13 protein-coding genes are annotated in these 12,173 nt (G+C 63.7%); 7 read left to right on the top strand and 6 right to left on the bottom strand.

What is annotated here, in order from left to right:
- Window positions 1-113 precede the first annotated feature (113 nt).
- The 3 genes from ACTHNE_RS14095 to ACTHNE_RS14085 all read right to left on the bottom strand — a co-directional run bounded on the left by ACTHNE_RS14095 (window position 114) and on the right by ACTHNE_RS14085 (window position 2,954).
- Complete coding sequence (locus ACTHNE_RS14095; RefSeq protein ID WP_324938547.1) at window positions 114-452, bottom strand: H-NS histone family protein; 339 nt, start codon at window positions 450-452, stop codon at window positions 114-116.
- A gap of 187 nt (window positions 453-639) precedes the next feature.
- Window positions 640-2,337, bottom strand: a complete 1,698-nt coding sequence (locus ACTHNE_RS14090) for a proline--tRNA ligase (protein WP_440269588.1) — start codon at window positions 2,335-2,337, stop codon at window positions 640-642.
- A 173-nt stretch (window positions 2,338-2,510) separates the two neighbouring features.
- Window positions 2,511-2,954, bottom strand: a complete 444-nt coding sequence (locus tag ACTHNE_RS14085) for a DUF4124 domain-containing protein (protein WP_324938552.1) — start codon at window positions 2,952-2,954, stop codon at window positions 2,511-2,513.
- A gap of 262 nt (window positions 2,955-3,216) precedes the next feature.
- On the opposite strand from ACTHNE_RS14085, the gene pssA reads away from it, so the two are divergent.
- Genes pssA through rimI form a run of 3 tightly spaced genes read left to right on the top strand, consistent with a single transcriptional unit; the run spans window position 3,217 to window position 4,942 of the window.
- On the top strand, window positions 3,217-3,993 hold the full coding sequence (pssA, locus tag ACTHNE_RS14080; protein ID WP_324938555.1) for a CDP-diacylglycerol--serine O-phosphatidyltransferase: 777 nt from the start codon (window positions 3,217-3,219) through the stop codon (window positions 3,991-3,993).
- Entirely contained in the window at window positions 3,990-4,469 is a 480-nt protein-coding gene (locus ACTHNE_RS14075) for a hypothetical protein (protein ID WP_324938558.1), read from the top strand. Before pssA ends, ACTHNE_RS14075 begins: the two co-directional genes overlap by 4 nt.
- On the top strand, window positions 4,469-4,942 hold the full coding sequence (gene rimI / locus ACTHNE_RS14070) for a ribosomal protein S18-alanine N-acetyltransferase (protein ID WP_324938561.1): 474 nt from the start codon (window positions 4,469-4,471) through the stop codon (window positions 4,940-4,942). Before ACTHNE_RS14075 ends, rimI begins: the two co-directional genes overlap by 1 nt.
- A gap of 85 nt (window positions 4,943-5,027) precedes the next feature.
- Here the strand turns inward: rimI and ACTHNE_RS14065 are convergent, their stop codons facing one another.
- Window positions 5,028-7,835 (bottom strand): valine--tRNA ligase, encoded by a 2,808-nt coding sequence (locus ACTHNE_RS14065; RefSeq protein WP_440269587.1) that lies wholly within the window; start codon window positions 7,833-7,835, stop codon window positions 5,028-5,030.
- Between the two features lie 248 nt (window positions 7,836-8,083).
- On the opposite strand from ACTHNE_RS14065, the gene tsaB reads away from it, so the two are divergent.
- Window positions 8,084-8,782: a tRNA (adenosine(37)-N6)-threonylcarbamoyltransferase complex dimerization subunit type 1 TsaB gene (gene tsaB / locus ACTHNE_RS14060; RefSeq protein WP_324938568.1), complete on the top strand. Its 699-nt coding sequence runs from the start codon at window positions 8,084-8,086 to the stop codon at window positions 8,780-8,782.
- Window positions 8,783-8,856: 74 nt separating this feature from the next.
- Here tsaB and ACTHNE_RS14055 read toward each other — a convergent pair whose 3' ends face one another.
- Window positions 8,857-9,891: a YeiH family protein gene (locus ACTHNE_RS14055; protein WP_440269586.1), complete on the bottom strand. Its 1,035-nt coding sequence runs from the start codon at window positions 9,889-9,891 to the stop codon at window positions 8,857-8,859.
- Between the two features lie 89 nt (window positions 9,892-9,980).
- On the opposite strand from ACTHNE_RS14055, the gene ACTHNE_RS14050 reads away from it, so the two are divergent.
- The 3 genes from ACTHNE_RS14050 (at window position 9,981) to ACTHNE_RS14040 (ending at window position 11,657) form a co-directional block, all read left to right on the top strand.
- On the top strand, window positions 9,981-10,856 hold the full coding sequence (locus tag ACTHNE_RS14050) for a LysR substrate-binding domain-containing protein (RefSeq protein ID WP_324938575.1): 876 nt from the start codon (window positions 9,981-9,983) through the stop codon (window positions 10,854-10,856).
- 136 nt (window positions 10,857-10,992) lie between these two features.
- Window positions 10,993-11,211 carry a hypothetical protein gene (locus ACTHNE_RS14045; RefSeq protein WP_440269585.1) on the top strand — a complete coding sequence of 73 codons (219 nt, stop codon included), beginning with the start codon at window positions 10,993-10,995 and terminating at the stop codon, window positions 11,209-11,211.
- Between the two features lie 98 nt (window positions 11,212-11,309).
- On the top strand, window positions 11,310-11,657 hold the full coding sequence (locus ACTHNE_RS14040) for a carbohydrate-binding X8 domain-containing protein (protein ID WP_440269584.1): 348 nt from the start codon (window positions 11,310-11,312) through the stop codon (window positions 11,655-11,657).
- A gap of 126 nt (window positions 11,658-11,783) precedes the next feature.
- Here the strand turns inward: ACTHNE_RS14040 and ACTHNE_RS14035 are convergent.
- On the bottom strand, window positions 11,784-12,173 hold a 390-nt coding region (locus ACTHNE_RS14035; protein WP_440269583.1), incomplete at its 5' end, for a putative PEP-binding protein.

The following is a 12,173-nucleotide window of genomic DNA, read 5'->3' as shown; positions in this document are numbered from 1 at the left end:
GGTTGAAACCCCAAAGGTTGCAATCCATGTTATTATCACGATGTGGGGTTTTCCACCCCAACATAAAAAACTACAAAAAACGCCGGCATAAGCCGGCGTTTTTTTGTGAAGCATCAGATCGCCAGATCCTTTTCCTTCTTGCCCGCCTTCAGTGCATCGTTGAACCAGCGCGGGCGCTTGCCGCGGCCGGACCAGGTTTGTTCCGGATCGGCGGGGTTGCGATATTTCGGCGCCACCGAGCCGGTTCCACCGCCGCGACGCTTGCCGCCGCGCACGTTGGCGCCGGCGCCGAACACGTCTTCGAAGCTGAGACCTTCGGCATTCAACAGGGCGTGCACCTTTTCGCGCACCTTGGTGACTTTTTCCTTGCGCAGTTCGTCCTGGCGCGCCTGCGCCTTCTGGATCAGGTCATTGAGCTGGCTATGGCTGAGGCTCTTGATATCAACGGCCATTAGGTGGACTCCGGTAAATGAAAATGAGTGGAACAAGCCGAGCTATTGATTTATGGATAATGCCCGGGCATGTTTTTCATTTTCCCGCATGAAACAGCAAATTGCAAAGCAAAAGAAGGCTTTTAATGCCAATGGATGGTGTAAGAAAAAGGCCGCATAAAGCGGCTTTTTTTTCACGCCAATAGCATCAGGCGAGTATTTCCATTAGCTCGTCGCGCGTAATGGCGCTGCTTTCGGCTGCGGCACGGGCGCGATATTCCAGCGTGCCCGCCGCCAGGCCGCGTTCGCTCACCACCACGCGATGCGGAATGCCGATCAATTCGATATCGGCAAACATCGCGCCGGGGCGCAGGCCACGGTCGTCCCATACCGTTTCGATGCCGCGTGCGGTCAGCTCGTTATAGAGCGATTCGGCGGCCGCATCGACCTCCGGCGAATTCTTGGGGTTGATCACGCACACCGCCACGCGCCACGGCGCCATCGGCTCGGGCCAGATGATGCCGGCTTCGTCGTGGCGCTGTTCGACCGCGGCGGCGACGATGCGGCTGACACCAATGCCGTAGCAGCCCATCAGCATGACCTGCTTCTTGCCCTGGTCGTCGAGCACCGTGGCGTTCAGCGCTTCGGCGTATTTGCTGCCGAGCTGGAACACGTGGCCCACTTCGATGCCGCGCGCGATTTGCAGCGTGCCATGGCCATCCGGCGAAGGATCGCCCGCTACCACCTGGCGCAGGTCCTCCACGCGCGTGATGCGCGCATCGCGTTCCCAGTTGGCGCCGGTGTAGTGCGTGTCGTTGAGGTTGCCGCCGCAGATGAAATCAGCCAGCACGGCGGCGCTGCGATCGACGATCACCGGAATGGAGTCGGGCAGCCCGACAGGGCCGATGAAGCCGGGCATGACGCCGACAGCGGCGAGGATTTCGGCTTCGGACGCCAGCACCGATTCGCCCGCCAGTTCGGTCAGCTTGCCGGCCTTCACTTCGTTGATGTCGTGATCGCCGCGCAAACATAGCGCGACCAGTCCGTGCTTGCCGCGCACCATCAGCGTCTTGACGACGCGGTCGGCAGCGACGCCGAAGTGCCTGGTGACGTCTTCCACCGTGCGTACGCGCGGCGTGTCCACGCGCTGCAACGGCGCCGAGGGAGCAGGGCGGCTGGACGCAGGTGCGAGGGCTTCGGCCTTCTCGATATTGGCCGCGTAATCGGAACTGTCGGAGAACGCCAGCAGGTCTTCGCCGGAGTTGGCCAGCACCTGGAATTCATGGCTGGCGTTGCCGCCGATGGCGCCGGTATCGGCTTGCACGGCGCGGAACGTCAGCCCCAGGCGGGTGAAGATGCGCGTGTATGCCTGGTACATCGCCTCGTAGGTTTCGCCCAGCGATTCCTGCGTGAGGTGGAAAGAGTACGCATCCTTCATCAGGAATTCGCGCGCGCGCATCACGCCGAAGCGCGGACGGATCTCGTCGCGGAACTTGGTCTGGATCTGATAGAAGTTGACGGGCAGCTGCTTGTAGCTCTTCAGCTCGTTGCGCGCGAAATCGGTGACGACTTCTTCATGCGTGGGGCCGTAGCAGAATTCCTGCTCCTTGCGATCCTTGATCTTCAGGAGTTGACCGCCGAATTTCCCCCAGCGGCCGGTTTCTTCCCACAACTCGCGCGGCTGCACCGAAGGCATCAGCATTTCGATCGCGCCGGCGCGGTTCATTTCCTCGCGCACGACCTGCTCCACCTTGCGCAACACGCGCAGGCCCAGCGGCGACCAGGTGTAAAGGCCGGAGGCGAGCTTGCGGATCATGCCCGCGCGGATCATCAGCTGGTGGCTGGCGATCTCGGCGTCGGCAGGAACTTCCTTGACGGTGGCCAGGTGGAATTGGCTAAGGCGCATGGTTGGCTGGTTGGCTATGGGATAAAGCCGCGATTATAGCCGGCAGCCCGGGTGCGGCAGACCAAATCCGTAGGTTGGAGTGCAAACTCCAACAACACCACGCGCGGTGGCCGGCCATGCCGGATCGCGCGAGCGTGAGGATGACGATGTTGGGGTTTGCACCCCAACCTACGTTATTGATTGCAATACTGGCTGTACTGCGACTGGCTGGCATCCAGCTGCTGCTTGCGCTGGTCCGCGTTGAGCAACTGCTGCTGCCCGCCGTTGTTCATCACCACTGGGCCGCTGCCCTGCAAGGTGCCGATGTTGGCCTTGAGCGAAGAGCACAGCTTGGCGCGGTTTTCCGGCGTGTCTTCCACCGGGCCTTGCGGCGCGGTGTTGCTGTTTTGCGAGGAAGACGCGCTGCTGTTGCTGGCCGACGTGGCCGCCGGGGTGGTATCCGAACCGGCCGGGGCCGAAGCGCCGGTGTTCACGCTGACCTGGCTGTACTTGGTGCCGGTCGGCGGGGGCGATTCGGAGTAATGGATGGTGCCGTGGGCGTCGGTCCATTTATAGACCTGGGCGCAGGCCAGGGGCGCGACCAGCAGCAGCGCCAGGGCAATGGACAGTCGACGCATGGATGACTCCGCAACGGAAAGGGTGAGAACACGCCTAGTTAACAACCGCGGCGGTTGGGACTCAAGCGGAGAATGCGGGCGAACTCGCGGGAACGTGCGGGGTTGCACGTTTGGGAGGGGAATGTAAATCGGAAGTCGTGAATCGTGAACGGCAAAGCGGCTGCCGTAGCTTGCCGGCCTTCGCCTTTACGATTCCCGATTTCCGCGCCCGGGCGTACCCGACCGCCTGCTAAACTGCCCCCGTCCCAGCACGGATGGTTTCATGAGCGAGACGACACCAGCACGGGTGCCGCGGCATCCCGGTATTTACCTCCTGCCGAACCTGTTTACCACCGGCGCCATGTTCGCCGGTTTCTACGCGATCGTCGTCAGCATCGGCGGGCATTTCACGGATGCCGCCATCGCCGTGTTCGTGGCCGCCCTGCTGGACGGCATCGATGGCCGCGTAGCGCGCCTGACGCATACCCAGAGCGAGTTCGGCGTGCAGTACGACTCGCTGTCGGATCTGGTGAGCTTCGGCCTGGCGCCGGCGCTGGTGATGTACAACTGGTCGCTTTCCAGCCTGCGCGAGTTCGGGCCGCTGCCGGGCAAGATCGGCTGGGCCGCGGCCTTCATCTACGCCGTGTGCGCTGCGCTGCGCCTGGCCCGTTTCAACACCCAGGTGGGCGTGGCGGACAAGCGCTACTTCCAGGGCTTGCCCAGCCCCGCGTCGGCGGCGGTGTGCATGTCGTTCGTGTGGAGCATGGATAACTGGGGCTTTTCCGGCGCCGAGCTGGACATGGTCATGCCGTTCGTGGCGGTGATCGTGGGCTTGCTGATGGTGAGCCGTTTCCGCTACTACAGCTTCAAATCCCTGCCGATGGCGGACAAGGTGCCGTTCCTGTGGATTCTGATCGCGGTGCTGATCCTGGTGCCGTTCTTCGTCGACCCGCCGCGCGTGCTGCTGGCGGTGTTTTCGCTGTATCTCCTGTCCGGGCCGGTGGTGACGCTGTGGGGCATCGCCACCCGTCGCAAGCGCCCGCGTCGCGGAGCGGTATGAACGCCATGCTCGCCAGCCATGCTCATCGGGTGCGCGTGTTGCGCGCGCTCGGCGTGGTGGCCTGGCGTCGGCGGGAATCGGCGGTAGCGGCGCCGGTCGCGCAGGCTTTGCCGCCGGAGCCGTCCGCCAGTGCCGGCGTGGTGGTCGTGCTGCCGCCTGGCTGCTCGGTGCGCGAGCTGGATCTGCTCGGCCGCGCCTTGTCGGCCTTCGGCCCGTTGCTGGCGCGTGCGCCGCGCATCGAGGCGCGCGACGAGGAAATGCAGGTACCGCATGCGCCAGCCTATCTGGCGTTCGGCCAGGCCCAGGCGCATGCGCTTGGACGTGCGCTGCCGGCGCAGGTGATGCGCGATGCGCACATTGTGCTGGCGGATGCGCCGGCGGACATCCTGGCCCAGTCCGGTGCCAAGCGGCGGTTATGGCAGGCGCTTCGCAGCTTGCGTAGGGCATTGGCCGCCGATACCCAGGACAGGCTCTGATGGTTGCGGTCGCGCGCCCCTCCCTGGAGATGCGCGCAATGCGGCGCGATGACCTGTTGCGCGTGAGCGAGCTGGAGCGCGCCTCCTACGATTTCCCCTGGAGCATGGGCATCTTCGCCGATTGCCTGAAGGCCGGACATCCATCGTGGGTGCTGTGCCTGGAAGGCCATGTCATCGGCTACGGCATTCTTTCCGTGGGAGCGGGCGAGGCGCACGTGTTGAACGTGTGCATTGCACCGGACCAGCGCGGGCAAGGCTTCGGGCGACATCTGATGAAGCGCCTGCTGGATATTGCGCGATGGAACGGCGCCGAGCGCGTGTTCCTGGAAGTGCGGCCGTCCAATCCGAATGCGCAAGCGCTGTATGCGTCGCTGGGGTTCCACGAGATCGGGCGGCGTCCGCGCTACTACCCGGCGCATAACGGGCGCGAGGATGCGATCGTGATGGCGCTGGAGTTCCCGCTATCGCCGTAGGTTGGGTGCAAACCCCAACATCGCCATGGTCATGCAGCGCTATTTTGGGGTTTGCACCCCAACCTACGGGTTCTGCGAGGGTGGTTCAGCCGAGCTTGCGCATCTGCTCGCGCAGGGCGACCAGCTGCGTATTCCAGTCGGTGATGCGCTGGCGCTCCTGCGCTACCACTTCGGCCGGCGCGTTGGCGACGAAGTTGGCGTTGCCCAGCTTGTTCTCGCACTTCTTGATTTCGCCTTCGATCTTGGCGATTTCCTTGCCCAGGCGTGTTTTCTCCGCGCCCAGATCGATCAGGCCGGCCAGCGGAATCAGCACGCGCAACGAACCGACCACGGCTGCCGCGGCAGCCGGTTCGTCTGCGCCGGGCTCGATCCACTGCGGTGCATCCACGCGTGCGAGGAAGCTGATCTGCGCGGCGAACTTGACTGCGCGCGCGCGATCGCTCGCGTCACCGTCGGCCAGCAGCAGCGGAATGACCTTGCCGGGCGCGATGTTCATTTCCGCACGAATGCGGCGGATGCCGCTGAGCACGTTCTTGAACCATTCGATCTCGGCGGTGGCCGCTTCGTCGGCGGCCGTCTCGCCGGCGTTCGGCCACGAGCGCGCCAGGATGCTTTCGGCGTGGATACCAAGCTTCGGCGCCACCGATTGCCAGATTTCCTCGGTGATGAACGGGATGATCGGGTGCAGCGCGCGCAGTACCGTTTCCAGCACCACCAGCAACGTGTGGCGCGTGGACGCGGCGGCGTTGGCATCGTCACCGTTCAAGGCCGGCTTGGACAGCTCCAGGAACCAGTCGCAGTACTCGTTCCACACGAACTCGTACAGCGCCTGCGCAAGCAGGTCGAAACGATAGGTGACGAAGTGCTGCTCGACTTCCGCAAGCGTCTGCTTCAGACGCGTGAGAATCCAGCGCTCCGCTTCCGTCACCGGCGCGCCGGCCGGCGCGGGCAATTCGCCTTCCGGCAGGTTCATCAACACGAAGCGCGCCGCATTCCACAACTTGTTGCAGAACGCCTTGTAGCCTTCGGCGCGCTTGATGTCGAAGTTGATGGTGCGGCTGTAGCTGGCCAGCGCGGCGAAGGTGAAGCGCAGGGCGTCGGTGCCGATGGCGGGAATGCCGTGCGGATAATCCTTGCGGATGCGCTTTTCCACTTTCTCGCGCACCTGCGGAATCAGCAACGAGCGGGTGGATTTTTCCACCAGCGGTTCCAGCTCGATGCCGTCGATCAGGTCCAGTGGGTCGAGCGTGTTGCCCTTGGACTTGGACATCTTCTGGCCTTCCGCATCGCGCACGATCGCGTTGATGTACACCTCGCGGAACGGCACTTTGCCGGTGAAGTACACGGTGGCCATCACCATGCGCGCCACCCAGAAGAAAATGATGTCAAAGCCGGTGACCAGTACCGCGCTGGGCAGGAAGATCTTGTCCTGTTCCCAGTTCGCGACCACCTCGCCACGTTCGTTCTTCACCTCGCCGTTGAACGGCCAGCCGAGCGTGGAGAACGGCCACAGCGCGGAGCTGAACCAGGTGTCGAGCACGTCCTCGTCCTGCTTCAACGCGCCGGCCGGTTCGACGGCGGCATGCTTGCGCGCATCGGCTTCGTCTTCGCCCACGAAGATGTTGCCGGCTTCGTCATACCACGCCGGTATGCGATGGCCCCACCACAGCTGGCGGCTGATGCACCAGTCCTGGATATTTTCCAGCCACTGCGTGTAGGTGGTGGTCCAGTTTTCCGGCACGAACTTGATCTCGCTCGAGCGCACGGCGTTGAGCGCCGGTTCGGTGATCGCTTTGCGGCCCTTGTCGCTGGTGAGATCGACGAACCATTGGTCGGTGAGCATTGGCTCGATCACTGCATCCGAGCGCTGGCTGACCGGCACCTGCAGCTTGTGTGGTTTCGTTTCGACCAGCAGACCCACAGCTTCGAGATCGGCGAGCACAGCCTTGCGTGCGTCGTAGCGATCCATGCCCTGGTACTTCGCGGGCGCGTTGGCGTTGATCTTTGCATCCAGCGTGAAGATCTCGATCGGCGCCAGCTTGTGGCGCTGGCCGATGGCATAGTCGTTGAAATCGTGCGCCGGCGTGATCTTCACGCAACCGGTGCCGAATTCGCGGTCGACGTAATCGTCCGCGATCACCGGAATCTCCCGGCCCGCGAGCGGCAGCGTCAGCGTCTTGCCGATCAGGTGCTGATAACGCTCGTCATCCGGATGCACGGCCACGGCGACATCGCCCAGCATGGTTTCCGGGCGGGTGGTGGCGACGACCAGGCTTTCATCGCTGCCAGTGACGGGGTAGCGGATCGACCACATATGGCCGTCGCGCTCGACGTTGTTCACCTCCAGGTCGGACACCGCCGTGCCCAGCACCGGATCCCAGTTCACCAGGCGATTGCCGCGGTAGATCAAACCGGCGCGGTACCACTCCACGAACACCTTGCGCACGGCGGCGGACAGGCCCTCGTCCATGGTGAAGCGCTCGCGCGACCAGTCGGCGGCCACGCCCAGGCGGCGCATCTGGTTGGTGATGGTGGAGCCCGATTCCTCCTTCCACTGCCACACGCGTTCCACGAAGGGTTCGCGGCCCAGGTCGTGGCGGGTCTTGCTCTCCACCGCCAGCTGGTTTTCCACGATCTTCTGCGTGGCGATGCCGGCGTGGTCGGTGCCGACCTGCCATAGCGTGCGCAGGCCGCGCATGCGCTGGTAGCGGATCAGCATGTCCATCACGGTCTGCTGGAACGCATGGCCCATATGCAGGGTGCCGGTGACGTTCGGCGGCGGCAGCAGGATGCAGTACGGCTCGCCGTGGCCGGGCGGATGGAACACACCGCTTTGCTCCCAGCGGGCATACCACTTCGACTCGATCGGGCGGGGCTCGAAACTCTTTTCCATCGGGGACTCGCATTGGCGCGCCGGACGGCGGCGCGTGGGTACAGGCACAGAAACAGCCATTGTAAAGGGCGGGTGCGGGGTGTGCCAAAGCACTGGCTTTCGCTCCTTGCGATCATGTTCGCAACGCGTGCCGGAACGCTCCGGTAGGTTGGGGTGGGCGAATGCAAACTCCGACATCGCTGCGCCAGGCGCGCCTCGACCCAATCCAGACAAATGCGCGGCGGTATGCAGAATGCGAGAATGGGCCGATGAACCTGCTCGCCCTGGAAACCGCCACCGAAGCCTGCTCCGTCGCCCTGGTGCATGGCGAGACCATCATCGCCCGCACCGAGCTCGCCCCGCGACGCCACGCCGAACGCGTGCTGCCGCTGGCCGACGAGCTGCTGGCCGAAGCGGGTATCGGCAAGCACGCGCTGGATGCCATCGCCGTGGGTCGCGGCCCCGGCGCGTTCACCGGCGTGCGACTGGCGATATCGCTGGCGCAAGGCATGGCGATGGCGCTGGATCGGCCGGTGGTCACCGTTTCATCGCTGGCCGCCTTGGCATTGGAAGCGCCGGAGGATGATGCGGCGATTCTCGCGGTGATCGATGCGCGCATGGGCGAAATCTACGCGGCCAGCTATCGGCGCGACGATGAAGGCGGCTTGATCGCGCTGGACGAAGAGCGTGTGTGCACGGCCGAATCGCTACAACTGCCGCAGGCCGAGGCGTGGCACGTGGTCGGCTCCGGCTGGGCGACCTATCGCGATACCTTGCGCACCCGCCTGGGTGCAGATCCGCGTTCGAGCGATGGCATGTGCTATCCGCAGGCGCGGCACGTGGCGACCTTGGCCGTACGCGAATTCAAGGCAGGGCGGGCCGTGGCGCCGGAGCATGCATTGCCGGTGTATCTGCGCGACAAGGTCGCTTTGACGCTGGCGGAGCAGGGAAAGAGTCGGGAATCGTAAGAGCGAGAACGGGCAGCTTGCGGGCGATCCGCTCTCAACTATTCACGATTGCCGATTCTCGATTACGGCGTTACTCACAGCTGCCCGATCACCACCTGCACCAGCAGGCTGCTCACCGACACCGCCGCCCACACACCCAGGCCCAGCAGGATCGGCCGCACGCCAGTGGAAGCCATCTTGCGCAGATTCGCCGACAGGCCGATCGCGGTGAGCGCAACGATGATCATGAATTCCGCCGCCAGGTGAATCGCCGGCTGGATCGCGCTGGGCACCAGGCCCGCCGTACGCACCGCCGAAGCCACCAGGAACCACAGGATGAACCACGGAAAGATCTGGCGCAGGCTGAAATCGCTGGCGATGCCCGTGTGCTTGGCCGCGCGCTTTTCACGCACCGCCACCGCGATGGCCAGCACCAGGCAGATCGGGATGATCAGCGTGGCGCGCGTCAGCTTCACGATGGTTGCGTAGTCGCCGGCCGTCGTGCTGTAGCTGTAGCCGGCGGCGACCACCGAAGAGGTGTCGTTGATCGCCGTGCCCGCCCACAGGCCGAACCCTAAGTCGGACAGGTGCAGCGCATGCCCCAGCAGCGGAAACAGCAACACCGCGACGATGTTGAACAGGAAGATGGTGGAGATGGCGAACGCGGTGTCGTGATCGTCCGGCTTGATGATCGGCGTCACCGCGGCGATCGCCGAGCCGCCGCAAATGGCCGTGCCCACGCCGATCAGCACCTTGAGCTTGTCGTGCACTTTCAGCACGCGGCCCAGCAGCAGCGCCGTGCCGAAGGCTACCGTGATGGTCACCAGCGTGACCGCCAGGGACTGCAATCCTGTTTGCGCCACCTGGGTGAGGCTCAAGCCAAAGCCCAGCGCAACGATCGACCACTGCAGGATCTGCTTGCTGGCGAACTGGATGCCGGGGTTGAACGTTTCACTGGGGGCGAGCAGGTTGCGCACGGCAATGCCGATGACGATGCCGAACACCGGCCCGCCGATCAGCGGCACCAGACGGCCCAGCCACCAGGCCGCCAGCGCGATAGCCAGCGACAGCAACAGCCCGGAGGCGCGCAGCTGCATGGAAGGGGATGTAGGAAGACTTATGGTGTTCATGGCACTCGTCCTTGGGGATGCGCCTATTTTCCATTTCGTCATGTATTAGGAAAATTTGAAATATCTAATCGATGCTATAAGATTCGCTTATGCTCAACGTCACTCTCCGTCAGCTGGATGTATTCGTGCAGATTGCGTTGCTTGGCAGCGTGCGCGCAGCGGCGGAGCGGCTGCATCTCACCCAGCCGGCGGCCAGCATGGCGCTGGCTGAGATGGAGCGGCAGCTGGATGCGCCGGTGTTCGATCGCGAGCGCGGCCGACTGCGGCTAAACGCGCGCGGGCGCGAACTGCTGCCGCTGGCGCAGGAACTGCTGGAACGCCACGCCGAATTCGGGCGCCGCGCCAGCGGCGAGATGGTGGCGCTGGCCGGCGAGCTGCGCATCGGCGCCAGTAACACAGTCGGCAACTATCGCGTGGGCGAGCTGTTGGGCCAGTTCGTGCGCGCGCATCCACAGGTGGCGGTCCGCTTGCGCGTGGCCAATACCGACGACATCGCCGCTGCGGTGCTCGATCACAGCCTCGATGTCGGCTGCGTCGAAGGCCCCGTCACGCATCCGCTGCTGGAAGTGCGCCCCTGGCGCGACGACCTGCTGCTGGTGTGCGCATCGCCGGATCATCCGCTGGCCAGCAAGCGCCACCTCAAACCTGAACATTTCGCCGGCGCGCGCTGGATTGTGCGCGAGCCAGGCTCCGCCACGCGCATCACCACCGAGCGTGCGCTGGCGCAGCTGCCGCCAGGCGAAACGGTGATGGAGCTGGATCAGATCGAAGCGATCAAGCAGGCCGTCGCCGCCGGCTTGGGCATTGCGTGCCTGCCGCAAGTGGCGCTAACCGATGCGCTGGCGACAGGCAGGCTGGTGGCGCTGAAAACGCCGTTCCTGGATCTCAAACGCAAGCTTTCGATGCTCCTGCATCGCGAAAAATATCGCGGCGCCGCGCTGGAGGCGTTTCTGCAGTCCCTGTAGGCTGGGGTGCAAACCCCGACGTGCCTTGATGATGTGAGCGGATTGCGAGACCTCATGCGCAAAACAGTTGCCTGTCTTTGCCCGATATTGCTTTTCTTTTCCTGCCAGCTTTCCGCGCAGGTTCTGAGTCACCCAGGTGAGCAACAGTCAGCTCGATGATGTTTACCGCCACATCGATCAGGAACCGTGGAAATCGGCGCTGGCGCAAACGATGGCGAGCAAGTACGCCGCCCTGGACTATCGTCCTAGACCGCGGAAAACCGTCGAGTGTGGCCCGTATTCGAAACCCGACCTGGGCTGTTCCGACGAAATCGACGATGCAACGGCTGCCTACACCCAGGCCTTGCTGTGGTGATACACCCGCAACAAACACTACGCGTTGCCTTCACCGTTTATGCACGCGCTCTACTCGTTAAATGTCGGACGCGGACCCCTAAGTTAAGGAGAACACCTATGTATAGCCCGATCCGGTATGCAGGAGTGGTCGCAGCACTCTTTTTGTTCTTTGTAGCGCCGGTCAGCGCAACGCAGTGGTGTGTTGCGAAAAACGACAGTGGCGACCCCGCCCTTCAAAAGGCTCTCGATTGGGCCTGTGGACCCCAGGGCGGGGTGGACTGTAAGCCGATCCAGCCGGGTAGTTCATGCTACGCCCCCGATACGGTGAAAGCCCATGCTAGCTACGCCATGAATAGCTATTTTCAGAAAAACAAGCAGGCACCGGGCACTTGTGACTTTGGCGGGGCTGCAACGGTGGTGACTGATGATCCGTCGACGCCCGGCTGCACTTACCCGGGGCCGTAATACGTAGGAGTTGGGCAGTCAGACCCGACCCTCGAGATTGGCGCTGGGCGCGGTAGGTTGGGATGCAAACCCCAACATCCAAATGCGTGAGTGAGCAGGGAGCCGCGACGGGCATCCCGCGCACCATCAGCTGCAAAGACTGCCGGTGGCCGCCTGCAACAAGGCCTCGGCTTCCTCGTGCGTACAGGCACGGATCAAGCGCGGCGCAAAGCTGCGCAGTTTTGCGTAGTCCAGCGCAGCGAGGCGATCGCGCACATGCAGAATGCGGCTGGGATGCATGCTGAATTCGTTGAGGCCAAGTGCGAGCAGCAACGCGGTGAAGTTTTCGTCGCCGCCGATTTCGCCGCACAGGCTTACCGGCTTGCCGGCGCGGCGTCCGGCGGAAATCACGTGCGAGATCAGCCGCAGCAGCGCCGGTTGCAGCGGGTTGTAGATGTTCTCCAACGCATCGTTGCCGCGATCGGCGGCCAGTACGTATTGCGCCAGATCGTTGGTGCCGATGGCGAGGAAGTCCGA

It is taken from the genome of Dyella sp. (assembly GCF_051954575.1).
GTDB lineage: Bacteria > Pseudomonadota > Gammaproteobacteria > Xanthomonadales > Rhodanobacteraceae > Dyella_B.
Note: the sequence above shows the minus strand (reverse complement) of the source record. Positions and strands in the feature narration are given on the sequence as shown.

What these genes read in the sequence shown, in the direction of transcription:
- ACTHNE_RS14075 (WP_324938558.1), top strand. Translation starts at nt 3,990, where the DNA reads ATGAACGCCATGCTCGCCAGCCATGCTCATCGGGTGCGCGTGTTGCGC.
- ACTHNE_RS14055 (WP_440269586.1), bottom strand. Translation starts at nt 9,891, where the DNA reads ATGAACACCATAAGTCTTCCTACATCCCCTTCCATGCAGCTGCGCGCC.
- pssA (WP_324938555.1), top strand. Translation starts at nt 3,217, where the DNA reads ATGAGCGAGACGACACCAGCACGGGTGCCGCGGCATCCCGGTATTTAC.
- ACTHNE_RS14095 (WP_324938547.1), bottom strand. Translation starts at nt 452, where the DNA reads ATGGCCGTTGATATCAAGAGCCTCAGCCATAGCCAGCTCAATGACCTG.
- ACTHNE_RS14065 (WP_440269587.1), bottom strand. Translation starts at nt 7,835, where the DNA reads ATGGAAAAGAGTTTCGAGCCCCGCCCGATCGAGTCGAAGTGGTATGCC.
- tsaB (WP_324938568.1), top strand. Translation starts at nt 8,084, where the DNA reads ATGAACCTGCTCGCCCTGGAAACCGCCACCGAAGCCTGCTCCGTCGCC.
- ACTHNE_RS14085 (WP_324938552.1), bottom strand. Translation starts at nt 2,954, where the DNA reads ATGCGTCGACTGTCCATTGCCCTGGCGCTGCTGCTGGTCGCGCCCCTG.
- ACTHNE_RS14050 (WP_324938575.1), top strand. Translation starts at nt 9,981, where the DNA reads ATGCTCAACGTCACTCTCCGTCAGCTGGATGTATTCGTGCAGATTGCG.
- ACTHNE_RS14090 (WP_440269588.1), bottom strand. Translation starts at nt 2,337, where the DNA reads ATGCGCCTTAGCCAATTCCACCTGGCCACCGTCAAGGAAGTTCCTGCC.
- rimI (WP_324938561.1), top strand. Translation starts at nt 4,469, where the DNA reads ATGGTTGCGGTCGCGCGCCCCTCCCTGGAGATGCGCGCAATGCGGCGC.
- ACTHNE_RS14040 (WP_440269584.1), top strand. Translation starts at nt 11,310, where the DNA reads ATGTATAGCCCGATCCGGTATGCAGGAGTGGTCGCAGCACTCTTTTTG.